At 69.3% G+C, this 25,920-nt stretch carries 30 protein-coding genes and 3 pseudogenes; 23 read left to right on the forward strand and 10 right to left on the reverse strand.

The window, feature by feature from the left end; genetic code table 11:
• A pseudogene (locus AB0M62_RS23265) lies at positions 1 to 295 on the forward strand (hypothetical protein); the annotation flags it as partial.
• Between the two features lie 152 nt (positions 296 to 447).
• Here AB0M62_RS23265 and AB0M62_RS23270 read toward each other — a convergent pair.
• Positions 448 to 741, reverse strand: a complete 294-nt coding sequence (locus AB0M62_RS23270) for a hypothetical protein (RefSeq protein WP_366076207.1) — start codon at positions 739 to 741, stop codon at positions 448 to 450.
• A 39-nt stretch (positions 742 to 780) separates the two neighbouring features.
• On the opposite strand from AB0M62_RS23270, the gene AB0M62_RS23275 reads away from it, so the two are divergent.
• A complete protein-coding gene (locus AB0M62_RS23275; protein ID WP_366076208.1) occupies positions 781 to 1,299 on the forward strand; it encodes a TetR family transcriptional regulator in 519 nt (172 codons plus the stop codon).
• On the opposite strand, the gene AB0M62_RS23280 is transcribed toward AB0M62_RS23275, so the two are convergent.
• From AB0M62_RS23280 to AB0M62_RS23290, 3 genes are all read right to left on the reverse strand, one after another.
• The gene (locus AB0M62_RS23280) at positions 1,300 to 2,034 is read right to left on the reverse strand and encodes a Mut7-C RNAse domain-containing protein (protein ID WP_366076209.1); all 735 of its coding nucleotides are present in this window, start codon (positions 2,032 to 2,034) and stop codon (positions 1,300 to 1,302) included.
• Between the two features lie 113 nt (positions 2,035 to 2,147).
• Positions 2,148 to 2,657, reverse strand: coding sequence for a GNAT family N-acetyltransferase (locus AB0M62_RS23285; protein ID WP_366076210.1), 510 nt, complete (start codon positions 2,655 to 2,657; stop codon positions 2,148 to 2,150).
• A gap of 9 nt (positions 2,658 to 2,666) precedes the next feature.
• A complete protein-coding gene (locus AB0M62_RS23290) occupies positions 2,667 to 3,494 on the reverse strand; it encodes a helix-turn-helix domain-containing protein (protein ID WP_366076211.1) in 828 nt (275 codons plus the stop codon).
• Between the two features lie 64 nt (positions 3,495 to 3,558).
• Here AB0M62_RS23290 and AB0M62_RS23295 point away from each other — a divergent pair, with 64 nt between their 5' ends.
• Entirely contained in the window at positions 3,559 to 4,137 is a 579-nt protein-coding gene (locus AB0M62_RS23295) for a TIGR03086 family metal-binding protein (protein WP_366076212.1), read from the forward strand.
• Between the two features lie 358 nt (positions 4,138 to 4,495).
• On the opposite strand, the gene AB0M62_RS23300 is transcribed toward AB0M62_RS23295, so the two are convergent.
• Positions 4,496 to 5,308, reverse strand: coding sequence for an SDR family oxidoreductase (locus AB0M62_RS23300; protein ID WP_366076213.1), 813 nt, complete (start codon positions 5,306 to 5,308; stop codon positions 4,496 to 4,498).
• Positions 5,309 to 5,381: 73 nt separating this feature from the next.
• Positions 5,382 to 5,948, reverse strand: a complete 567-nt coding sequence (locus AB0M62_RS23305; RefSeq protein WP_366076214.1) for a hypothetical protein — start codon at positions 5,946 to 5,948, stop codon at positions 5,382 to 5,384.
• 136 nt (positions 5,949 to 6,084) lie between these two features.
• Between AB0M62_RS23305 and hemL the strand changes: the two genes are divergently transcribed.
• From hemL to AB0M62_RS23345, 8 genes are all read left to right on the forward strand, one after another.
• Entirely contained in the window at positions 6,085 to 7,401 is a 1,317-nt protein-coding gene (gene hemL / locus AB0M62_RS23310) for a glutamate-1-semialdehyde 2,1-aminomutase (protein ID WP_366076215.1), read from the forward strand.
• Positions 7,398 to 8,081, forward strand: coding sequence for a histidine phosphatase family protein (locus tag AB0M62_RS23315; RefSeq protein ID WP_366076216.1), 684 nt, complete (start codon positions 7,398 to 7,400; stop codon positions 8,079 to 8,081). Before hemL ends, AB0M62_RS23315 begins: the two co-directional genes overlap by 4 nt.
• 199 nt (positions 8,082 to 8,280) lie before the next feature.
• Positions 8,281 to 9,522 (forward strand): hypothetical protein, encoded by a 1,242-nt coding sequence (locus AB0M62_RS23320; RefSeq protein WP_366076217.1) that lies wholly within the window; start codon positions 8,281 to 8,283, stop codon positions 9,520 to 9,522.
• A gap of 55 nt (positions 9,523 to 9,577) precedes the next feature.
• Positions 9,578 to 10,198 (forward strand): TlpA disulfide reductase family protein, encoded by a 621-nt coding sequence (locus AB0M62_RS23325; RefSeq protein ID WP_366076218.1) that lies wholly within the window; start codon positions 9,578 to 9,580, stop codon positions 10,196 to 10,198.
• Positions 10,199 to 10,229: 31 nt separating this feature from the next.
• Positions 10,230 to 10,967, forward strand: a complete 738-nt coding sequence (locus AB0M62_RS23330; protein ID WP_366076276.1) for a cytochrome c biogenesis protein CcdA — start codon at positions 10,230 to 10,232, stop codon at positions 10,965 to 10,967.
• Positions 10,968 to 10,971: 4 nt separating this feature from the next.
• The gene (locus AB0M62_RS23335; protein ID WP_366076219.1) at positions 10,972 to 12,654 is read left to right on the forward strand and encodes a cytochrome c biogenesis protein ResB; all 1,683 of its coding nucleotides are present in this window, start codon (positions 10,972 to 10,974) and stop codon (positions 12,652 to 12,654) included.
• Positions 12,651 to 13,733, forward strand: a complete 1,083-nt coding sequence (gene ccsB / locus AB0M62_RS23340) for a c-type cytochrome biogenesis protein CcsB (protein WP_366076220.1) — start codon at positions 12,651 to 12,653, stop codon at positions 13,731 to 13,733. The genes AB0M62_RS23335 and ccsB overlap by 4 nt, the downstream gene beginning before the upstream one ends.
• A 96-nt stretch (positions 13,734 to 13,829) precedes the next feature.
• Positions 13,830 to 14,354, forward strand: coding sequence for an SRPBCC domain-containing protein (locus AB0M62_RS23345; protein WP_366076221.1), 525 nt, complete (start codon positions 13,830 to 13,832; stop codon positions 14,352 to 14,354).
• A 43-nt stretch (positions 14,355 to 14,397) separates the two neighbouring features.
• On the opposite strand, the gene AB0M62_RS23350 is transcribed toward AB0M62_RS23345, so the two are convergent.
• Both AB0M62_RS23350 and AB0M62_RS23355 read right to left on the reverse strand, forming a co-directional pair.
• Positions 14,398 to 14,850: a nucleoside deaminase gene (locus AB0M62_RS23350; RefSeq protein ID WP_366076277.1), complete on the reverse strand. Its 453-nt coding sequence runs from the start codon at positions 14,848 to 14,850 to the stop codon at positions 14,398 to 14,400.
• 53 nt (positions 14,851 to 14,903) lie between these two features.
• Positions 14,904 to 15,314 carry a PLD nuclease N-terminal domain-containing protein gene (locus tag AB0M62_RS23355; protein ID WP_366076222.1) on the reverse strand — a complete coding sequence of 137 codons (411 nt, stop codon included), beginning with the start codon at positions 15,312 to 15,314 and terminating at the stop codon, positions 14,904 to 14,906.
• Between the two features lie 88 nt (positions 15,315 to 15,402).
• Here AB0M62_RS23355 and AB0M62_RS23360 point away from each other — a divergent pair, with 88 nt between their 5' ends.
• A complete protein-coding gene (locus AB0M62_RS23360) occupies positions 15,403 to 16,860 on the forward strand; it encodes a menaquinone biosynthesis decarboxylase (RefSeq protein ID WP_366076223.1) in 1,458 nt (485 codons plus the stop codon).
• 2 nt (positions 16,861 to 16,862) lie between these two features.
• Positions 16,863 to 17,786 carry a menaquinone biosynthesis prenyltransferase MqnP gene (gene mqnP / locus AB0M62_RS23365; RefSeq protein WP_366076224.1) on the forward strand — a complete coding sequence of 308 codons (924 nt, stop codon included), beginning with the start codon at positions 16,863 to 16,865 and terminating at the stop codon, positions 17,784 to 17,786.
• Between the two features lie 92 nt (positions 17,787 to 17,878).
• Here the strand turns inward: mqnP and AB0M62_RS23370 are convergent, their stop codons facing one another.
• Positions 17,879 to 18,424, reverse strand: coding sequence for a rhomboid family intramembrane serine protease (locus AB0M62_RS23370; RefSeq protein WP_366076278.1), 546 nt, complete (start codon positions 18,422 to 18,424; stop codon positions 17,879 to 17,881).
• Between the two features lie 183 nt (positions 18,425 to 18,607).
• Here AB0M62_RS23370 and AB0M62_RS23375 point away from each other — a divergent pair, with 183 nt between their 5' ends.
• From AB0M62_RS23375 to AB0M62_RS23410, 8 genes are all read left to right on the forward strand, one after another.
• Complete coding sequence (locus AB0M62_RS23375) at positions 18,608 to 19,297, forward strand: UbiX family flavin prenyltransferase (RefSeq protein WP_366076225.1); 690 nt, start codon at positions 18,608 to 18,610, stop codon at positions 19,295 to 19,297.
• A gap of 114 nt (positions 19,298 to 19,411) precedes the next feature.
• A complete protein-coding gene (locus tag AB0M62_RS23380; RefSeq protein WP_366076279.1) occupies positions 19,412 to 19,867 on the forward strand; it encodes an Lrp/AsnC family transcriptional regulator in 456 nt (151 codons plus the stop codon).
• An 88-nt stretch (positions 19,868 to 19,955) separates the two neighbouring features.
• Positions 19,956 to 21,119 (forward strand): aminofutalosine synthase MqnE, encoded by a 1,164-nt coding sequence (gene mqnE / locus AB0M62_RS23385; protein ID WP_366076226.1) that lies wholly within the window; start codon positions 19,956 to 19,958, stop codon positions 21,117 to 21,119.
• A gap of 156 nt (positions 21,120 to 21,275) precedes the next feature.
• On the forward strand, positions 21,276 to 21,800 hold the full coding sequence (locus tag AB0M62_RS23390; RefSeq protein ID WP_366076227.1) for a GNAT family N-acetyltransferase: 525 nt from the start codon (positions 21,276 to 21,278) through the stop codon (positions 21,798 to 21,800).
• Positions 21,801 to 21,849: 49 nt separating this feature from the next.
• The gene (locus tag AB0M62_RS23395) at positions 21,850 to 22,179 is read left to right on the forward strand and encodes a DUF4229 domain-containing protein (protein WP_366076228.1); all 330 of its coding nucleotides are present in this window, start codon (positions 21,850 to 21,852) and stop codon (positions 22,177 to 22,179) included.
• A gap of 164 nt (positions 22,180 to 22,343) precedes the next feature.
• Positions 22,344 to 22,445: a putative leader peptide gene (locus tag AB0M62_RS23400; RefSeq protein ID WP_366076229.1), complete on the forward strand. Its 102-nt coding sequence runs from the start codon at positions 22,344 to 22,346 to the stop codon at positions 22,443 to 22,445.
• Positions 22,446 to 22,520: 75 nt separating this feature from the next.
• Positions 22,521 to 23,846, forward strand: coding sequence for a dicarboxylate/amino acid:cation symporter (locus AB0M62_RS23405; protein ID WP_366076230.1), 1,326 nt, complete (start codon positions 22,521 to 22,523; stop codon positions 23,844 to 23,846).
• Positions 23,847 to 24,011: 165 nt separating this feature from the next.
• Positions 24,012 to 24,671 carry a TetR/AcrR family transcriptional regulator gene (locus AB0M62_RS23410; RefSeq protein ID WP_366076280.1) on the forward strand — a complete coding sequence of 220 codons (660 nt, stop codon included), beginning with the start codon at positions 24,012 to 24,014 and terminating at the stop codon, positions 24,669 to 24,671.
• Between the two features lie 51 nt (positions 24,672 to 24,722).
• Here AB0M62_RS23410 and AB0M62_RS23415 read toward each other — a convergent pair.
• Positions 24,723 to 24,977, reverse strand: a pseudogene (locus AB0M62_RS23415) (MaoC/PaaZ C-terminal domain-containing protein); the annotation flags it as partial.
• Between the two features lie 3 nt (positions 24,978 to 24,980).
• Between AB0M62_RS23415 and AB0M62_RS23420 the strand changes: the two are divergent.
• Together AB0M62_RS23420 and AB0M62_RS23425 are read left to right on the forward strand one after the other, a co-directional pair.
• Positions 24,981 to 25,373, forward strand: a pseudogene (locus AB0M62_RS23420) (long-chain fatty acid--CoA ligase); the annotation flags it as partial.
• A 113-nt stretch (positions 25,374 to 25,486) separates the two neighbouring features.
• A complete protein-coding gene (locus AB0M62_RS23425) occupies positions 25,487 to 25,903 on the forward strand; it encodes a hypothetical protein (RefSeq protein WP_366076231.1) in 417 nt (138 codons plus the stop codon).
• Positions 25,904 to 25,920 lie beyond the last annotated feature (17 nt).

Below are 25,920 nucleotides of genomic sequence, written 5' to 3' on the forward strand. Positions count from 1 at the left end.
GGGCGGCGGCAAGGTCAACCAGGCGAATGTGAACCAGGGTGGCGGCAAGACCAACCAGGCGAATGTGAACCAGGGCGGCGGCAAGACCAACCAGGCCAACGTCAACCAGGGTGACGGCGACGTCAACCAGGCCAACGTCAACCAGGGCGACGGCGACGCCAACCAGGCCAACGTCAACCAGGGCGACGGTGACGCCAACCAGGCCAACGTCAACCAGGGCGACGGTGACGCCAACCAGGCCAACGTCAACCAGGGCGACGGCGACGCCAACCAGGCCAACGTCAACCAGGAGTAGTAAGCAGTAGCGACACCGGTCGCGGGCTGAACACGCCAGACGTGCCGACCAGCCTCGACGACGCGAACCCGCCACGGTCCCGTGGCGGGTTCGCGTCGCTCAGGGCTCTCCTGGGCCGCGCGACTCGCTTTATAGCCGGATGGAGCCTCGGCTCACTGCCCGCCCGTCCACCGGGCCAGCGCCTTACGCAGCGCGTCGTCGTCCCGCTGGTCGCCCGCCCAGGCGATGTATCCGTCGGGGCGGATGAGCACAGGCGGGCACAACGAGGCGTCCCGCGGGGTGATCAGGACGAACAAACCGGCCCGCAGCAGTTCGTAGAGGCGGCCCTCGGAGAGCTGGAGGTCGGGGGCCCGCTTGCCGGCGAGGGGGTGCGCTCCCCGCCCCGCGGCGTACGCGATGCCGATCCCGGAGATCATGCCCATCGCCCTGTCGGCGGCGGGGCGCACGGTGTTCAGAATCTGGGCGGGCAGGGAGCGGGCGGCCCGTTGCACGCCGCCCGCGAACGCTTCGCGGCCGACGGATACGGGCGTGCCACCATCCGCGCCATCGCCCGTGACGCCGGAATCGACCCGTCGATGGTGATGCGCTACTACGGCAACAAGGAGGGGCTCTTCGCCGCCGCGTCCGAGATCGATCTGCGGCTTCCGGAGCTGGGCGGGCTCCCGGGCAAGCACATCGGAGCCGTGCTCGTCGGTCACTTCCTCGACCGCTGGGAGCAGGACGACGTCCTGACCGCGCTGCTGCGCGTCGGCGTCACCAATGCGGCGGGGGCGGAGCGCATGCAGGCCGTCTTCAAGCAACAGCTCGGCCCTCTCGCCGCCGGCGTCTGCCCCGACCCCGCCGAGGCCCCGGCCCGCGCCGCCCTCGCCGCCTCCCAGATCCTCGGCATGGCGATCGCCCGGTACGTCCTGCGCTTCCCGCCCGCCGTGGCGATGAGCCGGGATGAGGTGATCGCCTGGATCGCGCCTACCGTGCAGCGGTACCTGACGGCGGAAAATCCCTAGTCACGCCGCCGCGTCGCCGAATTCGCGCAGCGCGTCATCGACGATCGCCTCCAGCCGCGCGTGGTGGGCGCCCCGCCAGTACACCCGCTGGCAGTCCGCGCACTGCGCGAAGACGTCGTACGTGCGCTGGGTGCCGTGCTCCAGGCGCGCCCCGACCGACTGCTTGTCGGCGTCGCGGAGCGGGCCGTTGCAAGCGGTGCACCGGGTCCACGGGGCGAGCTCCGGTGCGAACCGGCCCAGCACGTCGCGGAGCTGCTCGTCCGGACGGTCGCTGTAGACGTACGCCCCGGCCCAGATCTCGCGCCGCCGCAGCAGCCCTCGGTCCCGGGACAGCAGCACCCGTCGTTCCGCCGCGGAGCGGGTGGCGAGCCCTGGATCGCCGATGTCCTCGCTCTCGTAGGCAGCGTCGACGCCGAGAAGCCGCAGCCGTCGCGCGAGTGTCCCGAGGTGTACGTCGAGCAGGAAGCGCAGCGGTGCGCCCGGTACTCGTTGCGGCCGCACCACCCCGCACACCTCCACCGTCTCGCCTGCCCGCGGCACGTGTGAGACCGGCATCTCGCGCCCGTCGACGAGCAGCCGGCCGACCTCGGTCAGCGGCACGCCCATCGACTCGACGACATGGCCGAGGCTGGACGACCCGTCGGTGACGGCCTTGGTCGGCCCCTGGCGGCGTTCGGGCGCGGCGAATAGCCGCAGCTCAGGGGCGAAGGTGAGATGGATCTCCGGACCGTTCACGCCGCCAGCATGCCACCGGCCGGAGCGCCGGGCCCACAGATTTCCGGCCGGAGCCGCGGCCCCAGCGGCCGGGGCCGCCCCGGGGTGCGGCCCCGACGACACAGTGCCGCCGCTCAGCGGGAAGTGAGGTCCGTACGCCAGTCGTTGGAATCCATGAAGTGCCCCTTGGGGTATTCGAACGTGCAGACTCCGACGAGCTCGAAGCCGGCCTTCCTGCAGACCGCGTTCGAGGCGGCATGGCCCACGGACGGGAAGGCATGGAGCTGCCAGTGCCGGCCCGCCGATCCGGCGTGCCCCACCACGGCCTTTGCCGCCGCGACGGCGATGCCCCGGCCCTGGAACTCGGGCAGCACACCCCACCCGGTCTCGTACACCGTCTCGCCCTGCCAGACCCGCTCCCAGTACCCGATGGCCCCGGCCGCTTCACCGGTGTCCGCCAGCACGATCCGGAACATCCGGCCCGTACCGGCCTCCTCGATGTTCAGATAGCGCTGATGCCGCGCCACGAGCTGTTCCTCGGACTCGGGTCCCCCCAGGTGGGCGGTCATCTCGGATGCGTTGTTCCGCCGGAGCAGGCCGAAATCGCCCTCCGACCACGACTCAAGCCGTACGTCCGTCTCCATGACCGCAATCTACGACGAGGCTCTGACGACGGGCTGCCCCTGCCCGTATGCCGTCGGCGGCACCCCCACCCGGGCGGTGAAGTCGCGGACCAGGTGTGCCTGGTCGCTGTACCCGAGTTCGGCTGCGAGTCCGGCCCAGTCCACCGAGCCATCGGTTCCGGCACGTTCCAGGGCTTCGTGGATGCGGTAGCGCAGGATGACCCACTTCGGGCTGACGCCCACGTACGCGGCGAACAGCCGCTGGAGTGAGCGCACCGATACGCCCGCCGCGTCGGCGACTTCGTCGACGCGGCGGATCGACCGGTCCCTGCGGATACGGTCCGCCAGGGCCATGGCCCGGTCAGCCTGCGGATCGGGTGCCGGGCCGAGTGCGAGGAGGAAGTCGTCGAGCGCGGCGACACGGGCGTCCTCCGCCTCCGGCCCGAGAACCACGGGAGCTGTGGCCGAGAAGCCGGCGAACACCTCGGGGAGCGGAACCCGCCGGCCGGTCAGCTCCGACACCGGACGGCCCGGCAGGAACGGCCGGAAGCCGCCCGGCCGGAACTGGATCCCGCACACCCGGCCGCGCCCTTCCAGCTTCTGGGCGAAGAGTTCCAGCCCGATACCGGCGACCTCACCGAAGTCGCCGGTCCGCCCGTACCGCTGAAAGACGATGTTCACGGACGGGTGCGGGACGACATGCGACGCGAACGGCTCCGGCAGATCCCAGTCGATCAGCCAGTAGTGCTCCAGATACGGCCGCAGCGGACCGGCCGGCTCCCGGCGGCGGAAGCGTACGCGCGCGAAGAGTTCCCCGGGGTCGACGATGCCCCGGGTGTCGCTCCGTGGACCTGCCATGGCGCTGATCCTATGTCGCGTTTTTTCAAGCCGCCCCGGGCTGGGCGCTCTTACCGTCGGACGCATGACCGACAGGATCAGTGACCTGCTCGAAGCGGCTGCCGCGCATGCGGAGCCCGTGGTGCGGGGCGTGGAGGACAAGCAGCTGGGGAAGCGCACACCCTGCGCCGACTACGACGTACGCGACCTGCTCAACCACCTGTTCCATGTGGTGGTCGGCTTCCAGGCGCTCGCGGCCAGGAAGGAGGCGGACTTCTCGCATACACCGGACTATCTGGAGGGTGACTGGCGCGGCCGGTTCGCCGCGGAGACCGGGCTGCTAGCAGAGGCGTGGGCGGTGCCCGGCGCCGAGGAGGGGACAACGGGAACCATGAACCTCCCGGCCCGCACGGTCGGCTCGATGGTGCTGCTCGACCTGACCGTGCACGTCTGGGATCTCGCCCGTGCGACCGGCCAGGACTTCACGCCGGACGAGGAGGGTGTCCGTGCGCTCGGCGCGTTGGTGGCGGAGATGGGTCCGACGGCCCGGCGGATGAAGGTGTTCGGGGAGCCGTGCCCGATGCCGGACGGGGCGACGCCGTTCGAGGAACTGCTGGCGTCGACCGGCCGGGATCCGCACTGGGCACCGAACCCGAACCCCTGACCGCAACCGCGTCAGGCCCGTCGGCCGCGTCCGCTCCCGGGGCCGTGCCCGGCATGAGGTACAGGCCCCCGATCGCCGCGTACGAGTCGGCGACGACGGCCTCCGCGGCGGCCAGCAGCTCGTGCTCGGCGGATCTCGCGGTGTGCTGGGTGTACGGGGCCGGGGGCGCTGGATGCCGCCGGCGCCACAGGCACTCACAGCCGGCGTAGATCCCGCTCGAGCACACCATGAGCGGGATGCACAGAGCCAGCAGAATGTCGCCCACGGCGGGTCTCCCTCGATGTCGGTGCCGACGCTCTGTGCATCGGCACGCGGGGAGTGGAGGCAAGAGGGCTTCCCCGGCCAAATATGGCCTGAATCACACCTTCGGCGTCCGCCGCCGGGCGTCCTGGCCGCCGTCCACGACCAGGGTCTGCCCGGTGACGTGCGTGAGGTCCAGGGCCAGCGCGGCGAAGGCACGGGCCACATCGTCCGGAGTGGCCGGTTTCCCGAGGGGGATGGAGCGCCGAAGCTCGGCGACGACGGCCGGGTCCTCCTCCCGTCCGAGCGTTCCGTCGGGAGCGACGACGCTGCCCGGGGCCACGGCGTTGACCCGGATGCCCTCGGGAGCGGTCGCGACGGCGAGCGTGCGGGCGAGGGCGATCAGCCCCGCCTTCGCGGCCGAGTAGGCGGGCCGCCCCCAGGCGCCGAGGGCGTTGACTGAGGAGCAGAAAGTCACCGAGCGGTCTCCGGGGACGTGCCGCATCACACCGTGGGCGGCATGGAAGACGTGATACGGCATCAGCAGGTTGGCGCCGACGCCGGCGTGGAAGACCGTCGGGTCCGGCAGTTCGAATCCGCTGCGTCCTCCGTCGTGCGGGTCGGCGCCGCCGGCGACGGCCATGACGTGCCGGACCTCGAAAAGGTCGGCGAGGTCTCTGAACAGCTCTTCGGTGGCCGCGACGTCCGTCAGGTCGACGGCACGGTGGTGTACGCGCATCCGCAGGCCGTCCGGGACGTGGGGGTGCGGCCTGCGGTCCACGGAGACGAGCCGCCATCGCTCCGGCAGTCGGTCCGCGAGGACCTCCAGGGTCGCTCCGCCGATCCGGCCGCCCGCGCCGGTCACCACGGCACAGGGGGGCAGGGCGCTGTCACCGCTGTCCGTGGCGGTCTGCTGCTGTTGCTGCCGCACGGTTGGTCACCTTAGACCGGCGGGCGCGAAGCGGCGAGATGCTCCAGGGCGGGGCGGGGCGGGAGAGCGGGGCTCAGGGCCAGACCAGGCAGTACGGCTGGTGCCCCGCCTCGTGCAGGCGGTGGGAGAAATCCTGCCATTCATGGAGCAGCTGGTACACGTTGAACGCGTCGCGCGGGCCGCCCCGGTCCGGGACCGTCGACCAGATGAAGGCCGCCGCGCCGACCGACTCCTCGCCGATGCCGCGCAGGGGGTCGACCACCGTCATCGGAAGCTTGACGACCGCGTAGTCGGGGTGGAGTACGACGAGCTCGAGCGGGGGCACCTTGTGCAGGGGTATTCCCTCGATGCCGGTGAGGACCATCGCGGCCATCGTCTCCGGCTTGATCTTGGTGAACATTCCGCCCATGCCGAGTTCGTCACCGCCGAGTTCCTCGGGGCGCATCGAAATGGGCACGCGGGCTGCCGTGGCCCCGTCGGGGGCACCGAAGTATTTGTACGTCACCCCCACCCGGCCACCACTCCTGCTTCCCGTTTCAGCGGCCTCCGCGTCGCGCCCGCGCCGGTGCCGTCCGCTCCGCCGGGCACGCTCGGGACCCAGGTCGTCGGTCCCCTCGCCCACTCCGCCACCGCGATGCATAACTTTCACCCGAATGCTTTGTAGATGGCACAGCACCCGCCGCGCAACCCGATCATCGTGTCAGTGACCTCCCCCACGGCCGGGCAGTGAAACACCTGTCCGCAAGACCGTCCGGGCCTCTGACACCATGGCTTGTGTGAGCTATCCGTACGAAGCCCCAGTTTCGCAGACGCTTTTCGACCGCGCGTCCCTCGTGACCCCCGGCGGCGTGAACTCTCCCGTGCGCGCGTTCCGTGCGGTGGGTGGTACGCCCCGGTTCATGGTGTCCGGTACCGGTCCGTACCTCACCGATGCCGATGGCCGAGAGTACGTCGACCTCGTCTGCTCGTGGGGGCCGATGATCCTCGGCCACTCCCACCCCACCGTCATCGAGGCCGTTCAGGCCGCCGTCGCCCGTGGCACCTCCTTCGGTACGCCCGGTGAGGGCGAGGTCGCCCTGGCCGAGGAGATCGTCGCCCGGATCGGTCCCGTGGAGCAGGTACGTCTGGTGTCGTCCGGCACCGAGGCGACCATGTCGGCGATCCGCCTGGCCCGCGGTTTCACCGGCCGCGCCAAGGTCGTCAAGTTCGCCGGCTGCTACCACGGCCATGTGGACGCCCTGCTGGCCGCGGCCGGTTCGGGCGTCGCGACCTTCGGGCTGCCGGACACCCCCGGTGTCACGGGTGCCCAGGCCGGCGACACGATCGTCCTGCCGTACAACGATCTCGAAGCGGTGCGCGCCGCGTTCGCCGCGCAGCCCGGTGAGATCGCCTGTGTGATCACAGAGGCCTCGCCCGGCAACATGGGCGTGGTACCGCCGCAGGACGGCTTCAACCGGGGCCTCAAGGACCTGTGCGCGCAGAACGGCGCGCTGTACATCTCCGACGAGGTCATGACCGGCTTCCGTACGTCCAAGGCCGGCTGGTACGGCATCGACGGCGTCGAGCCCGATCTGATGACCTTCGGCAAGGTCATGGGCGGCGGCTTCCCGGCCGCGGCCTTCGGTGGCCGTGCCGATGTGATGGCCCACCTCGCCCCGGCCGGCCCCGTCTACCAGGCGGGCACGCTCTCCGGGAACCCGGTCGCCACGGCCGCGGGTCTCGCGCAGCTGCGGCTGCTGGACGACGCGGCGTACGAGAAGGTCGACGCGGTGTCGCGCGAGATCCGGTCCCTGGTGACGGACGCGCTCAGCAAGGAGGGCGTGGCCCACCGGCTGCAGACGGCGAGCAACATGTTCTCGGTCTTCTTCACGGACGAGGAGGTGCGCGACTACGAGGACGCGAAGAAGCAGGAGGCCTTCCGCTTCACCGGTTTCTTCCACTCGATGCTCGCGCAGGGCGTCTATCTGCCGCCGTCCGCCTTCGAGTCCTGGTTCGTCTCGACGGCCCACGACGAGCGGGCGGTCGAACGCATCGCTGCCGCCCTCCCCGCAGCGGCCCGCGCGGCCGCAGAGGCCACGGAGGCGGCGGCATGAGCGCGAGCGACGAGATCACCGTCGTCCACCTCGTGCGGCACGGCGAGGTCGAGAACCCGGACGGAGTGCTCTACGGGCGCCGCTCCGGCTACCACCTTTCCGAACTCGGCCGGCAGATGGCCGACAGGGTCGCCGAGCATCTGGAGAGCCGCGACATCGCACATGTCGTGTCCTCGCCGCTGGAGCGCGCGCAGGAGACCGCCGCCCCGATCGCCAAGATCCACGGCCTCGACCTGGTCACCGACGAGCGGCTGATCGAGGCGGGGAACGTCTTCGAGGGCAAAACCTTCGGAGTCGGCGACGGCGCGCTGCGCAAGCCCGGAAACTGGCGGCACCTGACCAATCCGTTCCGGCCGTCCTGGGGTGAGCCGTACGTCGATCAGGTCGTACGGATGATGGGCGCCCTGGACGCGGCGCGCGCGGGGGCCCGCGGCCACGAGGCGGTGTGTGTCAGCCATCAGCTGCCGATCTGGATCGTGCGGAGCTTCGCCGAACGGCGCCGGCTGTGGCACGACCCGCGCAGGCGGCAGTGCACGCTGGCCTCGCTGACCTCCTTCACGTACCGGGGAGACGCGATCGTGTCCGTCGGGTACAGCGAGCCCGCCCGGGACCTTGTTCCGGCGCATCTGCTGGCGGGTGCCAAGCCGGTGAAGGGGAAGTCGAAGGCGTTCGGCGCCTAGGCGCTGTCCGGGCCCAGGGAGTGTCTTCCGGATCATGCCTGCCCGGCATGATCCGGAAAACACCGTCTGGATCATCTGCGGTTTTACCAAAAGATGTGGGAGTGGCGCGGAACCCGATTGCCCGTCACCGGCCTCTCATTGATTGTCCGTTTATATGGACGTGACTTGAGTGGGCGAGTTGAGGGCGGGGGACGGTCACATGCGCGACTTCAGTCGGAGGGGCCTGCTCGGACTGGGACTCGGGGCGGCAGCGGCGGTCGGAATGGCCGGCTGTGGCTCCGGCGGGACGTCCGGTCTGGGCTCATCCGGATCCGGAAAGGGCGGCGGCAAAGGGACGGGCGGCCCCACGGAGGAGGACGTCAAGCTGATCGGTGACGGCTCCACCGCCGACACCGGACCGCAGCCGAACCAGCCCGAGAAGCCGGTCCCGCTCGAACCGGGCCAGACCCCGCCCCAGTTCGTCATCTTCTCCTGGGACGGGGCGGGCGAGGTGGGGAACGGCCTCTTCCCGCGCTTCCTCAAACTCGCGAAGGACCACGGCGCGGCGTACACCTTCTTCCTCTCTGGGCTGTACCTCCTGCCCGAGTCGAAGAAAAGCCTGTACAAGCCGCCGAACAATCCGGTGGGCGCTTCCGACATCGGCTATCTGACCGATGACCACGTCAAGGAGACGATCAAGAACCTCCGGCAGGCATGGCTCGACGGGCACGAGATCGGGACCCACTTCAACGGCCACTTCTGCGGCGGTTCCGGTTCGGTGGGCAATTGGTCGTCCGCGGACTGGCAGAACGAAATCGACCAGGCTGTGTCCTTCGTCACCAACTGGCGCACGAACACCGGATTCACCGACCTCGAACCGCTTCCCTTCGACTACACGAAGGAACTCGCCGGCGCCCGGACTCCTTGTCTGCTCGGCCAGGACAAACTGCTCCCGACCGCCAAGAAGCTGGGCTGGCGCTACGACGCCAGTTCGTCCGGCGGCCTGCAGATGTGGCCGGACAAGAAGCAGGGCATCTGGGACCTCCCGTTGCAGGCCGTGCCGTTCCCCGGGCATTCCTTCGAGGTGCTCTCGATGGACTACAACATGCTCGCCAACCAGTCGAAGAATTCGACGAACGGCGTGCCCTCGAACTATCCGTTCTGGAAGAAGCAGGCGACCGGGGCCTACCTCAGCGGCTTCCGGCGGGCCTACGACTCCAACCGCGCGCCCTTCTTCATAGGCAACCACTTCGAGCAGTGGAACGGCGGTATCTATATGGATGCTGTAGAAGAGGCATTGAAGGGCATGGCGGACAAAAAGGACGTACGGCTCGTCTCCTTCCGGCAGTTCACCGACTGGATCGACGTACAGGACCCGCAGATCCTCGCCAGACTCCGCACGCTGGCGCCCGGCCAGCAGCCCGCAGGCGGCTGGAAGTCGTTCCTCACCGCAACCGCCTGAACGTTTCGCCGGGGGGTGCGCAAGATCCCCGAAAGGCACATGCGAAACTTTTCACATGAGCCGTAACCGCGCCCCCCGCCGTCGCTCGTACCGCCGTCGTGCCGCTCTGCTGACCGCCGTGGCCGCGGCCGGTGCGCTGACGACCACGGCGTGCAGCGGGTCCGGCAGCAGTAGCAGCGGATCCGGCAACACCAACTATGTGACGGGCAGCACAGGCATCTCCGCGGTCGCCAAGGCGGACCGGCAGCCCGCCCCGAAGCTCGACGGGGAGACCCTCGAAGGCAAGCCGCTGAACGTCGACGACTTCAAGGGCAAGGTCGTCGTCCTCAACGTCTGGGGCTCGTGGTGCACCCCCTGCCGGGCCGAGGCGAAGCACCTGGCGAAGGCCGCCCGGGACACCAAACCCAAGGGCGTCGAGTTCGTCGGGATCAACACCCGCGACAACAGCAAGCAGTCGGCGATCGAGTTCGAGAAGAAATTCGGTGTCACGTACCCGAGCCTGTACGACCCGATCGGCAAGCTCATGCTGCGCTTCCCCAAAGGCACCCTGAACCCCCAGGCAATTCCGTCCACGATCGTCCTCGACAAGGATGGAAAGATCGCGGCGCGCACCCTGGCGGCGGTCAGCGAGGAACAGCTGCGCAAGATGATCGATCCGCTGATCGCGGAGAAGTGATCACGTGATTGCGGTTGCCGCGTCCGCCGGCATGAACGAGACGGTTCTCGGCGGAGCTCTTCTCCTCGCCCTGCCCATCGCGGTGCTCGGAGGCCTGGTCTCCTTCTTCTCGCCCTGCGTTCTCCCGCTGGTCCCCGGCTACCTGTCGTACGTCACCGGCGTCAGCGGCGCCGATCTGGCCGAGGCCAGACGCGGCAGGATGGTCGCCGGCGCGAGTCTCTTCGTCCTCGGCTTCACCGCCGTCTTCGTCTCCGGCGGGGCGCTCTTCGGCTACTTCGGCTCCACCCTCCAGGAGAACCGCGGAGTCATCTCCAAGGTGCTCGGGGCGCTGGTCATCCTGCTGGGTCTCTTCTTCATGGGCATGATGCCCTGGCTGACCCAGCGCGAATTCCGCTTCCATCAGCGGCCGGTGGCCGGCCTGGTGGGGGCGCCCATGCTGGGCGTGCTGTTCGGCATCGGCTGGACGCCGTGCATCGGCCCGACTCTCGCCGCCGTGCAGACCCTGGCCATCGACCAGGCCAGTGCGGGCCGCGGGGCCATACTGACGGTCGCGTACTGCCTCGGTCTCGGGCTCCCGTTCGTCGCCGCCGCGGTGGCGTTCCGCAAGGCGCTCGGCGCCTTCGGCTGGGTCAAGAAGCACTACGTGTGGGTGATGCGCATCGGCGGCGCCATGATGATCGCGACCGGTCTGCTGCTCGTCACCGGCGTGTGGGACAGCATGGTGAGCGAGATGCAGGCGTGGTCCAACGGCTTCACGGTGGGGATCTGAGTCCATGAGCAAGGCAGAAACGACGGACGAGCGGGACCTCGGCGCGGCCGGCTCCCAGCTGTCCACCGCCCCCGTGGAAGAGCTCGGGAACCTCCCCGCCCTCGGTGTCGTCGGCTGGGCGCGCTGGTTCTGGCGGCAACTGACCTCGATGCGGGTCGCCCTGATCCTGCTCTTCCTGCTCTCGCTCGGAGCGATCCCCGGCTCGCTGATTCCGCAGACCAGCGTGGACGAGCTCAAGGTGGCCGACTGGAAGGCCGGGCACGAGACCCTCGGCCCGCTCTACGAGAAGCTCGGCCTGTTCGACGTCTACAGCTCGGTGTGGTTCTCGGCGATCTACATCCTGCTGTTCGTCTCGCTCATCGGCTGCATCGTGCCCCGCACCTGGCAGTTCGCCGGCCAGCTCCGCGGCCGCCCGCCGGGCGCGCCGAAGCGGCTGACCCGGCTGCCCGCGTATACGACCTGGCGCACCGCCGGCGAGCCCGAGCAGGTGCTCTCGGCCGCTCAGAACCTGCTGAACAAGCGCCGTTTCCGGGCCCACACGGTCGGCGACGCGGTCGCCGCCGAGAAGGGCTATCTGCGCGAAGCGGGCAATCTGCTCTTCCATCTCGCGCTGATCGTGATGCTGGTGGCCTTCGCAGCCGGACAGCTCTTCAAGTCCGAGGGCGGCAAGCTCGTCCTCAAGGGCGGCGGCTTCTCCAACACGCTCACGCAGTACGACAACTTCAAGTCCGGCAGTCTCTTCAGCACGGACGACCTCCCCCCGTTCAGCTTCACGCTCGACTCCTTCGACGCGACGTTCGAACGAAGCGGCCCCCAGAAGGGCACGCCCCGCACCTTCACCGCGCACGTCACCTACGCCGAGGGCGCGGACGGCAAGCCGCGGAAGGCCGACATCGAGGTCAACAAGCCGCTGGAGATCGACGGCGCCAAGGTCTACCTCCTCGGGCACGGTTACGCGCCGATCGTCTCGGTCACCGATGCCCGCGGCAAGGTCGTCTACAAGGACGCCGTACCGCTGCTGCCCATCGATTCCAACATCACCTCCACCGGCGCGGTCAAGGTGAGCGACGGGTACCGCGACAAGAGCGGCAAGGAGGAAGGGCTGGGTTTCAACGCCTTCTTCGTGCCGACCTTCGCGGGCGAGGGCAAGGGGCAGATGTACTCGCAGTTCCCCGCGCTGGACTTCCCCGTACTCGCCCTGTCCGCCTACCACGGGGACCTGCGGATGGACTCGGGCCTGCCGCAGAACGTCTACCAGCTCAACACCAGCAAGATGAAGGAGTTCAAGGACTCCCGGGGCCAGCTGTTCAAGCAGCGGCTGCTGCCCGGCGAGACCATGACGCTGCCGAACGGCGCCGGCACGGTGAAGTTCGAGGGTGTGGAGCGCTGGGCCACCTTCCAGATCTCGCAGCAGCCCGGCAGCGGCCTCGCCCTCGCCGGAGCAGTGGCGGCCATCACCGGACTCGTCGGATCGCTGTTCATCCAGCGGCGCCGGGTATGGGTGCGGGCCGTACGGGGTGCGGACGGCGTCACCGTCGTCGAGATGGCCGGCCTCGGCCGCAGCGAGTCCGCCAAGCTCCCGGAGGAGCTGGCCGATCTGGCCGTAGCACTGCATGCGGAGGCGCCCACCGCGCCTGCCACAGATTCCGCAGATTCTGAGAATCCTGTCGAAGGAGCGCGCGCGTGACTCTCGCTGCCGCAGCCAACGAGAACCTGGCCAACATCAGCAACGTTCTGATCTATTCGTCGATGGCGGTCTACACGCTCGCCTTCCTCGCGCACATCGCCGAGTGGGCCCTCGGCAGCCGCAGCAAGGTCGGCCGTACGGCCGCCGCGCTGACCGGCGAGTCCGCCAAGGCTGCCACCGTCAAGGTCCAGGTCGCCACGCAGGGCGGAGGCACCGCCGTCCTGGACAAGCCCAAGGTCGTCACGCGGTCCGCCGCCGGAACGCGAGACGTCCCGGACGGACCCGGCGCGGCCGGCGGGGATGTACAAGGCGACCTGTACGGACGTATCGCCGTCTCGCTGACCGCCCTCGCGTTCCTCGTCGAGGCGGGCGGCGTGGTGGCGCGCGCCCTGTCGGTGCAGCGCGCGCCCTGGGGCAACATGTACGAGTTCTCCATCACCTTCTCCACGGTGGCGGTGGGCACGTACCTCGGTTTCCTGGCCGCCAGGAAGAACGTCCGCTGGCTCGGACTCGCCCTGGTCACCACCGTCCTGCTGGACCTGGGCATCGCCACCAAGTGGCTCTACACCGACAGCGACCAGCTGGTCCCGGCGCTCGACTCGTACTGGCTGTGGATCCACGTCTCCACCGCGATCTTCTGCGGCGCCGTCTTCTACCTGGGTGCCGTCGGCACACTGCTCTACCTCTTCCGGGACGGCTACGAGAGCAAGCTGGCCCGCGGCGGCAAGCCGGGCTCCTTCGCCACGTCCGTACTGGAGCGGATGCCGTCGGCCGCCTCGCTGGACAAGTTCGCGTACCGGGTCAACGCCGCGGTCTTCCCGCTGTGGACCTTCACGATCATCGCGGGCGCGATCTGGGCGGGCGACGCCTGGGGCCGCTACTGGGGCTGGGACCCCAAGGAGGTCTGGTCCTTCATCACCTGGGTCGCGTACGCCTGCTACCTGCACGCCCGTGCCACGGCCGGCTGGAAGGGCCGCAAGGCGGCCTACCTGGCGCTGGTGGCCTTCGGCTGCTGGCTGTTCAACTACTACGGCGTGAACATCTTCGTCACCGGCAAGCACTCGTACGCCGGCGTCTGACGCACCCGCACCCCACGCACGTCCACCGGCGCCGCAAGGCGCGGCACCTGCGTCGCGCGGGGTGCGGATCGCATCCCGTCGGGTCAGGCTGGTGGCATGGCCGAAACCGTCCCGTACGGTACCTCCGAGACACGGGAGGGGGATGTCCACGTCCTGCGGTTCGAGCTGCATCTGCCGCATTCCGCGGACCGGATCTGGGCCGCCGTGACCACGCCGGAAGGACTGCGGGAGTGGCTCGCCGCCGCCGACGAGCTGGAGCACCACATCGGCGGCGCGGTCGCCCTGCGATGGCTCAACACCGATGCGGAGGGCCGCTCAACGGTGGCCACCGGCACGGTCACCGCCTGGGACCCCGAGCGTGTCGCCGAGTACACCGTGAGCGTCCACGGGCGGATCCGGTTCCACCTGCAGGCGGTGGGAACGGACTCGACGGTGGTTCGTTTCACCAACGAGAGGCGGGGCACGGACGCCGAGCGGCTGGACTGCCTCGCCGGGTGGCACAGCCGTCTCGAGTACCTCACGGACGCGCTCGACGGGCGTCCGCACGACTCGTCGGCCTGGTCCGACTGGACGGCCGACCGGTGGTCGCGGCTGCGGGCGGAGTACGCGGACCGGGAGTGACAGCGGGGCGGTGACGTCGGACGGGCGTGACGGGGGCGAAGACTCAGCCTTCGCCGATGTCCTCGTTCCAGAGGGCCGGATGCTCCCTGATGAATTCACGCATCAGGGCCGTGCACTCCGCGTCGTCCAGCAGCACGATCTCCACCCCGTGCGACGCCAGCCAGTCGTGCCCGCCCCGGAACGTCTCGGCCTCGCCGACCACGACTCGCGAGAACCCGAACTGCCGCACCAGTCCGCTGCAGTACCAGCAGGGCGAGAGGGTGGTGACCATCGTCGTACCGCGGTACGAGCGCTGGCGCCCGGCCGCCCGGAACGCGGCCGTCTCCGCGTGAAGAGACGGGTCGCCGTCCTGGACGCGGCGGTTGTGGCCGCGGCCGAGCAGAGTCCCGTCGGCGCCGTACAGGGCCGCGCCGACCGGGATGCCACCCTCGGCGAGACCGGCCCGCGCCTCGGCGACGGCGGTCGCGAGCCAGTCCAGGGCCAGTGACCGTGTCAGCGTCCCTGCCGGTGGCTCTGCCGGTGTCCGTGCCGGCGTCCCGTCCATGTCCCTCATGGTGCGGGCGGAGGTGTGTCCTCACCATTCGCGCGGCCGTTCTCGTCGCGCTTCTTGAGCTCCTCCTCGCGGCGGCGCAGGTCCGCCTCCCAGTCCTTCAGCAGCGACTCGTCCTTCTTGTTCTCGTCCTTGAGATGCTTCAGGAAGTCGGGATTGTCGTCCGGGGCGACCCACTCACTGCGGTGATTGCGGTGCCATTCCGAAGGCGTACGGCCCCCGGCAGGGGCGTGGCGCAGCTTCCCGGCCGCGAACCAGACGATCGGCCCGACGATGGAGAAGAGGAGGATGATGATGACCCAGACGACCTTGGGAAGGTGCCTGACCTCGTCCTCGGGGGTGTTCAGGCAGTCGATGAAGGCGTAGATCGTCAGCGCCAGGATCAGGATGAACGGCAGATATCTGATCATGGTGGTGCAGGTCCCCCCAGGGAGCGGTGACGGGCCTTTCCGGCCCCGGTGACGGGGCCAGGGTAGCGGGTGGCCGATACTGGACGGCATGGCTTACGACGATCTTCGCTCGCTGCTCCGGGCGCTGGAGCGCGAGGGTGACCTCAAGCGCATCAAGGCCGAAGTCGACCCTTACCTGGAGGTTGGGGAGATCGTCGACCGGGTGAACAAGGCCGGCGGCCCTGCGCTTCTCTTCGAGAACGTCAAGGGCTCCGCGATGCCCCTGGCGATGAATGTCTTCGGGACCGACCGGCGACTGCTCAAGGCGCTCGGCCTCAAGTCCTACGGGGAGATCAGCGACAAGATCGGCGGGCTCCTCAAGCCGGAGCTGCCGCAGGGCTTCATCGGGGTACGCGAGGCCTTCGGGAAGCTCGGCGCGATGACGCACGTACCGCCGAAGAAGGTGAAGTCCGATAACGCTCCGGTGCAGGAGGTCGTCCTCACCGGCGACGACGTGGACCTGAACCTGCTGCCGGCGCTCTTCACCTGGCCGCAGGACGGCGGCTCCTTCTTCAACCTCGGCCTGACGCACACCAAGCACCCGGAGACGGGGGTCCGCAATCTCGGGCTGTACCGGCTCCAGCGCCACGACCGGCGCACCATCGGCATGCACTGGCAGATCCACAAGGACAGCCGTAACCACTACCAGGTGGCCGCCAAGCGCGGGGAGCGGCTGCCGGTCGCGATCGCCTTCGGCTGCCCGCCCGCCGTGACGTACGCGTCCACCGCGCCGCTGCCGGGGGACATCGACGAGTACCTGTTCGCCGGTTTCGTGCAGGGCAAGCGGATCGAGATGGTCGACTGCAAGACCGTGCCGCTCCAGGTGCCCGCGCAGGCCGAGGTGGTCATCGAGGGGTGGCTGGAGCCCGGCAAGATGTTGCCGGAGGGGCCGTTCGGGGACCACACCGGCTTCTACACGCCGCAGGAGCCGTTCCCCGCGTTGACGATCGACTGCATCACGATGCGCAAGCGTCCGCTGCTGCAGTCGATCGTCGTGGGCCGGCCGCCGACGGAGGACGGGCCGCTGGGCCGCGCCACCGAGCGCTTCTTCCTCCCGCTGCTCAAGATCATCGTGCCCGACATCGTGGACTACCACCTGCCGGAGTCGGGTGGCTTCCACAACTGCGCGATCGTCTCGATCGACAAGAAGTACCCCAAGCACGCCCAGAAGGTCATGCACGCGATCTGGGGCGCGCACATGATGTCCCTGACCAAGCTGATCGTGGTCGTGGACTCCGACTGCGACGTCCACGACCTGCACGAGGTGTCGTGGCGGGCGCTCGGCAACACCGACTACGCCCGCGACCTCACGGTGGTCGAGGGCCCGGTCGACCACCTCGACCACGCCTCCTACCAGCAGTTCTGGGGTGGCAAGGCAGGCATCGACGCGACGAAGAAGCTGCCCGAGGAGGGCTACACCCGGGACGGCGGCTGGCCCGACATGGTCGAGTCCGACCCGGAGACGTCGGCGAAGGTCGACCGCCGGTGGAACGAGTACGGGTTCTGACGATGAGTGCTGATTCCGCGACCTCGGACCTCTTCGGACCCCAACCCGCGCCGCCCGGCAGGGTGAGGGCGTTCCTGCGGCTGGTGATGATCGAGCACTCGGTCTTCGCGCTGCCCTTCGCCTACATCGCGTCGCTCACCGCGATGTTCCAGCTGGACCGGAACATCCACTGGGTCACCCTCCTGCTGGTCACGGTCGCGATGGTGGGCCTGCGGACCTTCGCCATGGCCTGCAACCGGATCATCGACCGCGAGATCGACGCCCGTAATCCGCGCACCGCCGGACGTGAGCTGGTGACCGGAGCGGTTTCGGTGCGGTCCGCCTGGACCGGCGCGGGTGTCGCCGTCGTCGTCTTCCTCGGGGCCGCCGCGCTGCTGAACCCGCTCTGTCTGGCGCTCGCTCCCGTCGCCGTGATCCCGATGGTCGTCTACCCGTACGGGAAACGATTCACCAATTACCCGCACGCGATCCTGGGCCTGGCCCAGGCCATCGGCCCAGTCGGCGCCTGGATTGCCGTCACGGGGGAGTGGTCCTGGGACGCGGTGATCCTCGGGCTGGCCGTGGGTGTCTGGATCGGTGGCTTCGACCTGATCTTCGCCTGCCAGGACGTCCAGGCGGACCGCGCCGAGGGAGTCATGTCGGTACCGGCCCGCTTCGGTGTGCCCGGTGCGCTGTACGGGGCGCGGGCATGCCACCTCCTGACCACGGTGCTGCTCGTCTGGTACGCCCTGGCGACCGGGGCCGGCGCGTTCTTCTGGTTCGGCCTGACCGTCGTCGCGGCGGCTTTCGTGTACGAGCACACGATCGTCAAGCCGCACGACCTGTCCCGTCTGAACCGGGCGTTCTTCACGGTGAACGGCTTCATCGGGATAGCGCTGTTCGTCTGCGCCCTGCTCGACCTGGTGGTACGGGGACTGAGTCTGTAGGTGGCTCGACGGGGTCGAGCCACTCAGGGGTCCGGCCCCTCCGCCACCGGCGATTGATCAAAGGACCGGTCGGGGGGAACGGCCCAGCCGGATCAGCCCCCGGCCGCGGTGCCCACTGCCGCCCGGCGGCGGAACAGGAACGCCGCCGCCACGCCGCCGATCAGCCCGAACAGGTGCCCCTGCCAGCTCACCGCGGCGTTGCCCGGCAGCACACCCCACAGCATCGACGAGCCGTACACGGCGGCGACCAGCACGCCGATGACGATGTCCACCGCCCGGCGATCCACGAAACCGCGCACGAGCAGATAACCGAAGAGGCCGAAGACCACGCCCGATGCGCCCGCGGAGATGCTGTTGACCGGCGCCGTCAGCCACTCTCCCAGACCGCTGGCCAGGATGATCACGGCCACCACGGCCGCGAAACGGCGTATGCCCGAGAGTGCGGCGAGGAAGCCGAGGATCAGCAGCGGGACGGTGTTCGACGCCACGTGGTCATAGCCGAAGTGCAGGAAGGCCGAGGGCACGACGTCCCGCAGCTCCCCGATGTCACGGGGTGATACGCCGTACTGGTCGAGAGCGTGGCCGCTCGCGGTGTCGACCGCTTCCAGCACCCAGAGCAGCGCCACCCAGCCGGCCATCAGTACGGCCGCTGTCCTGATCCTGGCGGTCCGTGCCGCCGCTACGGTCGGTCGCCCCGCAGGCCGCGCCGCCACCGGTTCGTATGGTCCGTACGCCATCCCGTGCCCCTTCCCCTCGCCGTGCTCAACGCACGGGACGGGCGGCCGGGTTCCGGTCCTGCGCGGCCGGATAGGCTCGGACGCGTGAAGCCCGGAACGTACGGAGATGAACACACCCAGCAGCGACGTCCGTGGGTCGTCGGTGTCTCCGGCGCGTCCGGGACTCCTTACGCCGCCGCCGTACTGCGCGGGCTGCTCGCCGCGGGCGAGAGCGTGGATCTGGTGGTCAGCCGGGCCTCGCGGCTGACGCTGCTCGACGAGACGGGCATCGCGTTCCGGGACGCGCACTGGCGTGAGGACCTGGCGGCGTGGCTGGCGCGGGGCGCGGACGGCAAGCCTGGGACCTTCGTGGCCGATGTGGACGACGTACGGTACTGGGCCGCCGGGGACCTGGCGGCAGGGCCGTCCTCGGGTTCGTACCCGGTCAAGGGCATGCTGATCGTCCCGGCCAGCACGGCGTGCGTGGCCGGAGTGGCGCTGGGACTGTCGAAGGACCTGCTGCAGCGGGCGGCGAGCGTGACGCTCAAGGAGCGGCGCCGGCTGGTGGTCGCCGTACGGGAGACTCCGCTGAACGGACAGACGCTGAAGCAGCTGGTGGCGCTGGACGAGGCGGGCGCCGTGGTGCTGCCAGCGTCCCCGGCGTTCTACGCGGGTGCGACGCACATCCAGGACCTGGTGGACTTCGTGGCGGGCCGGGTGCTCGACGCGGCCGGTGTACCGCATGAGCTGTACCGCCGCTGGGAGGGTGAGCTCGGTGGCTCTCGAGCCGACTAGCAGCGGACCAGCAGTTTCGATCATTCGGTAAGATTCGCAGGGTTTTCGCCCTGCACGCCTTAGATTCTCCTTATAGACTTGCTGGATCGCTGAACAATGGAAGGCTCCAGGTATATGGACGCGGTGGACAGGCAGCTCATCCAGGCCCTCCGGGAAAACGGCAGGGCCTCGTACGCCGAGCTCGGACGGCTCGTGGGGCTCTCCGGGCCCAGCGTGACCGACCGGATCAACCGTCTCGAGACGGCGGGAGTCATCACCGGCTACCGGGCGACCGTCAACGCGGCCTCGCTGGGCCTCGGCGTCACCGCGCTGATCGGCATCTCGCTCTCCGACGCCGCCGACCACGAGGACGTGGCGCGCCGGATGAAGGACCTCGCGGAGATCGAGGACTGCTGGTTCATCGCGGGCGACGACTCGTTCATGCTCAAGGTGCGGGCGAACGACGTGGACGGCCTGGAGAAGACGATCCGCCGGCTGTCCGGCACCAAGGGCGTCTCCCGGACCCGTACCACCATCGTGCTCTCGACCAAGTGGGAGAACCGGGTCGGCGAGCTGCCCGAGGAGGGCTGACGCGAAGTGCCATGGGGGTTCCCCGGCCGCGGAGGGCGGGGGAGTACGGTGGTGGAGCTCGATCGACAGACGTAATGGGAGGCGCCGGATGGACGCTGGGCTCAAGCGCGAGCTGGAGGAGAAGGTCCGTTCCGGTGAGCGGCTGACCCGGGAGGACGGGATCGCCCTCTACGAGTCGGACGACCTGGCCTGGCTGGGCGGCCTCGCCCACGAGGTCCGTACGCGCAAGAACGGCGACGTCGTCCACTTCAACGTCAACCGGCACCTCAACATGACGAACGTGTGCACCGCGTCGTGCGCGTACTGCTCGTTCCAGCGCAAGCCGGGCGAGAAGGACGCGTACACCATGCGCATCGAGGAGGCCGTCCGCCTCGCCAAGGCGATGGAGAACGACAAGCTCACCGAGCTGCACATCGTCAACGGACTCCACCCCAACCTGCCCTGGCGGTACTACCCGCGGTCGCTGAGCGAGCTGAAGAAGGCGCTGCCCAACGTCTCCCTCAAGGCGTTCACGGCAACCGAGATCCACCACTTCGAGACGATCTCCGGGCTGTCCGCGTCGGAGATCCTCGACGAGCTGATCGAGGCCGGGCTCGAATCCCTCACCGGCGGCGGCGCGGAGATCTTCGACTGGGAGGTCCGACAGCACATCGTCGACCACCGCACCCACTGGGAAGACTGGTCGCGCATTCACCGCCTCGCGCACGAGAAGGGTCTGAAGACCCCGTGCACGATGCTGTACGGGCACATCGAGGAGCCGCGGCACCGGGTGGACCACGTACTGCGGCTGCGTGAGCTGCAGGACGAGACCGGCGGCTTCCAGGTCTTCATCCCGCTGCGCTATCAGCACGACTTCGTGGACATGCAGGACGGCAAGGTCCGCAACCGCCTCCAGGCGCGTACGACCATGGCGACCGGCGCCGAAGCGCTCAAGACCTTCGCGGTCTCGCGCCTGCTCTTCGACAACGTCCAGCACGTCAAGGTGTTCTGGGTCATGCACGGTGTGCAGACGGCTCAGCTGGCGCTGCAGCACGGGGCGGACGACATGGACGGCTCGGTGGTCGAGTACAAGATCACGCATGACGCCGACAACTACGGCACGCCGAACAAGCTGGGCCGCGAGGACCTGCTCGAGCTGATCCGGGACGCGGGCTTCCGCCCGGTCGAGCGGAACACCCGCTACGAGATCATCCGCGAGTACCCGGGCCCGGACGAGTCGCGCCGGGAGTCCCCGCAGCCGATGAGGGTCTGAGCCGGCAGTCCGGCACACCCGTCCGATACGGAAAGCCTGACGCGGCGGTGTGACGCAGCCGTCCCGATCACGTGCGAAGCCCCGGCCCCGTGCTGGGGCTTCTCGCGTGGTGGACGCCGCTTGAGCCCGATTGTGCGTAATGGCTAACATCCCCGCATGAGCCTTACCTTCCGGCTGGATCCGAAGATCGAACCCGCCCTGCGGGACGGCGTCCTCACCCTCTGGGCCGATGTCTCGAACGCGGGCGGCGCCGTCGGCTTCGTGCCGCCCGTCACCCCCGACATCGTCCGGCCGGAACTGGTCAAGCACCTCGCCGCCATGGCCGAGCGCCGCACCCGGCTGCTCGTCGGGTACGACCAGGACGGCGCGGTCGCCGCGACCGCCTTCCTCACCCTCAACACCCACCAGCTCATGAAGCACTGGCTCTGGCTCTACACGGTCATGGTCCACCCCCGCCACCAGGGCAAGGGGTACGGCCGCGACCTGATGGCCGCCGCCGCGGACTCCGCCCGCACTCTCGCAGGCATCGAGGCGATCCGCCTCACCTGCCGCGGAGGCACCGGCGCCGACCGTTTCTACGCCGCGTGCGGCTACAAGGAGGTCGGCCGGGTTCCCGGTGCGATCCGTGTCGCGGAGGGCGACGACCGCGACGACATCGTGATGCTGCTCCCGCTGAATTGATCACAAAAGGCACGTGCTTCACTGGTCGGGCAGAAATCGTCGAACGCGAATGACAGAGAGAAGGCTCGCCGTGCCCCCCAAGCCGAGCGCCACGTTCCGCTACACCGCGATGCGTCTTGCCGTCTTCGTGGGCTGCTTCTTCGCCGTCTGGGGCCTCGTCCGACTCGGCGTCGTGCCGGCCGGGCTGGGCGACTCGAACCTCATGTGGGTCCTGCTGCTCTCGCTCGTCGTCTCCGCGCCGCTCAGCTTCGTGCTGCTGCGCAAGCAGCGCGACGCGATGTCCGAGCAGATCGTCGACCGCGTCGGCAATGTGAAGGCCCGGCTGAACGAGAACCGCAGCCAGGAGGACGCCGCCGACGACGCGGCGCGGACCGCGTAAGCGCTCTGTCAGGTCGCCCGTAAGGTTCGTCACACATGCGCCGAGTGCGCGACGCCCCAGGCCCTTGAGCCCTGGGGCGTCGGCCTTTTCCGGGCCGGAGGGCCGGCCGGAGCCCCAAAGCAGGGCTTTGAGGTTCTCAAAGTTCAGGTGTTAACCTGTTCGGCATGAAGACTGCAGCTCTGTACCGCGCTCACCCGGGCACTCCGCTCGTGGCGCGTCTGCATGTCGATCTCTGCCGCTGCACGTCCGCGGCCTGTTGCCGCTGAGCGACGAAACAGCAGCGGCGCCGCACATCCACGGTCAGCCGCACCCCTTCCCCCGCGCTTCCCGAACGGCAGCGTGTGCGTCAACCCCGGAGTGTGTCCGTGTCCCGGATAACCAAGGTCCCCTTCTGGGCCCAGATCGTCGCCGGCCTGGTGCTCGGCGTCCTGCTCGGCTGGCTCGCCCGCAGCCAGGACGTCAGCTGGCTCAAGACCACCCTGGACCAGATCGGCGGAATCTTCGTCCAGCTGCTGAAGCTGGCCGTGGCCCCTCTGGTCTTCTTCGCCATCGTCGTGTCGATCACCAACCTGCGCAAGGTCAACAACGCTGCCAGACTGGCCTCCCGTACGCTCCTCTGGTTCATGATCACGTCGCTGATCGCGGTGGGCATCGGCCTCGCGATCGGCCTGCTCACGGACCCGGGCGCGGGCACCGGCCTCACCCCCAAGGACGGCCAGAAGCCCGAGAACTCCGGCTCCTGGATCGATTTCCTGACCGGCATCGTGCCGACAGACGTCATCACGCCCTTCACCGAGCTGAACGTCTTGCAGATCGTCTTCATGGCCGCCGTCGCCGGCATTGCCGCGCTGAAGCTCGGCGACCGCGCCAAGCCGATCCTCACCCTCAGCGAAGCCGTACTGGAGCTGCTGCAGAAGGCCCTGTGGTGGGTCATCCGCCTCGCCCCGCTCGGCACCGTCGGCCTCATCGGCTACGCCATCGCCGACTACGGCTGGGACCTCATCGGCAAGTACGCGACCTTCACCGCCGACGTCTACATCGGCTGCGCCCTGGTGATGTTCGGCGTCTACCCGCTGCTCCTCGCCACGGTGGCCAAGGTCAACCCGCTCCAGTTCTTCAAGGGAGCCTGGCCCGCGATCCAGCTCGCCTTCGTATCCCGCTCCTCGGTCGGCACCATGCCGGTCACCCAGAAGGTCACCGAGCGGCTCGGCGTGCCGAAGGAGTACACGTCCTTCGCCGTCCCGTTCGGCGCGACGACCAAGATGGACGGCTGCGCCGCGATCTACCCGGCACTTGCCGCGATCTTCATCGCGCAGATCTTCGACGTCCAGCTCGGCATCGGCGACTACCTGCTGATCGCCTTCGTCTCGGTGATCGGCTCGGCCGCCACGGCCGGCCTGACCGGCGCTACGGTCATGCTGACGCTGACCCTCTCCACGCTGGGCCTCCCGCTGGAGGGCGTGGGCCTGCTGATGGCCATCGACCCGATCCTGGACATGATTCGCACGGCGACGAACGTCGCAGGTCAGGCGCTTGTCCCGGTCATCGTCGCCGCCAGGGAGAAGATCCTGGACCACGACGCCTACAACTCGGCCACGTCCTCGCCTATCCACGGCCACGAGGCGGGCGGCGCCGAGAAGAAGGTTCCGGTGCCGGTCGCCGCCTGACCCTTGTCGCTCTGATCAGTTCGTATCGGTTCGGCTCCGCCCGGCCGACCTGATCACCGAACGTCCTGATCGGATCGGTCGCAACCCTCCGCCCCGTACGCTTACTTACGAGTAGGCGTGCGGGGCGGAGGGATTTCTGTGGCAGGTGCGGTGAAGGGCAAACGGATGCCGCGCGCGGTGAGGGAGCAGCAGATGCTCGACGCCGCGGTGGCGACGTTCGGGCAGCGGGGGTACCGGGCCGCGTCGATGGATGAGATCGCGGAGCTCGCCGGAGTCTCGAAGCCGCTCGTCTATCTGTACCTGAACTCCAAGGAGGAGCTTTTCACCGCGTGCATCCGCCGGGAGGCTGCGGCGTTGGTATCGGCGGTACAGGGCGGAGTCACCCCCGGTGTACCGGCCGACCGGCAGTTGTGGAACGGGCTGCTCGCGTTCTTCGCGCACGCGGCGGAGAACCCCGACGGGTGGGCGGTGCTGAGTAATCAGGCCCGTACGCACGGGGAGCCCTTCGCGGCGGAGGTCGCCGCGATGCGCGAGGAGATCGTCACGCTGGTGACGCTGCTGATCGCGGCGGCCGCGGCGGAGGCGGGCTGCACCGTGTCCCCCGGGGGAAGTTCGTCCGGAACGTCCGAGGAACTGGCCGACCGCGAGGTGGCCGGCCTCGCCCATGCGCTGGTGGGGGCCGCGGAGTCGCTGGCCGGGTGGGCCAACGTGACGCCGGGTGCCTCGGCCAAGGACACCGCGGCGACCCTGATGAACTTCGCGTGGGCGGGCCTGGAGAACCTCATGAGCGGGAAGCGGTGGACTCCGTCCTCGTCGTCCCCGTAGCCGTACGGCAGGTGAGGTGGACGCGGCCGCCGCTGTGGAGCTGGAGGTCCCCGCCCCGGCCGCGTAGGTGACGGTGGCGGGGAGCAGGACCGGTGCCTTGAACTCGGCGTGTGCGTGGGTGATGCGGCCGTCGGGGTCCGCCTCCGCGAGGCACCGGGCGACGGTCCACATGCCGTGTGCGATGGCCCGGGGGAAGCCGAAGACCTTCGCGGTGAGCGGGTGCAGATGGATGTGGTTGCGGTCGCCGGAGACCGCGCCGTAGCGGCGCCCGAGGCTGCTCGGAAGAAACGATTCGGCACGGGCGGGCGCGGCAAGAACGTGGCGCCCGCACCGCTGGAGGACTGGCTGCGCGCACATCCGTTGGTGGGCCAGTGCATGGTGATCGGCGACAACCGCTCGTACATCACGGCGCTGCTCACGCTGGAGCCGGACGGGCTGCTGCACTGGCGGCAGATGAAGAAGAAGCAGGACGTGCCGCTGAGTGTGCTGGTACAGGACGAGGAACTGAGGGCCGCGCTGCAACGGGCGGTGGACGACGCGAACCGCCTGGTGTCGAGGGCGGAGTCGATCCGCCGGTTCGCGGTGCTGCCGGTGGACTTCACGGAGGAGAGCGGCCACCTGACGCCCTCCCTCAAGCTCAAGCGGGAGGCGATTGCACGGGACTTCGCGAAGGAGATCGAGGAGCTGTACGGAAGGGGGTGACGGCGGTCGAGGGTCGGTCGTTCCGGGAGGCCGGGGTTGGCCGGCCGTCGTATTCCGCTGCTCCGGCCAGCCGCCCACCCCGCCCCGCCGCCTCCACCCCTACACTCCCGCGCATGCCCCTCGATCGGGAGTGCGACCGTTGCGGAGCCGAACGGCAGACGCTCGTCAGTGTTCATGGGCGTGGTGTTCCGCACGAAGAGGCCGGCCACCAGGTCGTGTACGACCACGTGAAGGTCCTGGGCTGCCCCGGGTGCGGGCACGGCGCCTACTGGACGTTCTCGCACGACTGCTGGAACGACCCGTGGGAGGAGCCCTGGGACATGGACTGGACCCGGGGGCTGACTCCCGACGACCTGGCCCGCCTCCGGCAAGGGCTGGCTGACTGCCCCGCCCCGCAGGCCGGCCGCTGCGGCTGCGCGGCCCATGTCGCCCTGCGCGGCAGCACGGACGCCGTCGCGGGCCGCACGCCCGGCGTGGATCTGACCGACGCCGGACTGCCGTACTTCCGGCCCGCGCCGCAAGTGGGCTGACCGGGTGTCGGACGGGG

The sequence above is a fragment of the Streptomyces sp. NPDC051219 genome (genome assembly GCF_040682335.1).
In the GTDB taxonomy this organism is placed as follows: domain Bacteria; phylum Actinomycetota; class Actinomycetes; order Streptomycetales; family Streptomycetaceae; genus Streptomyces.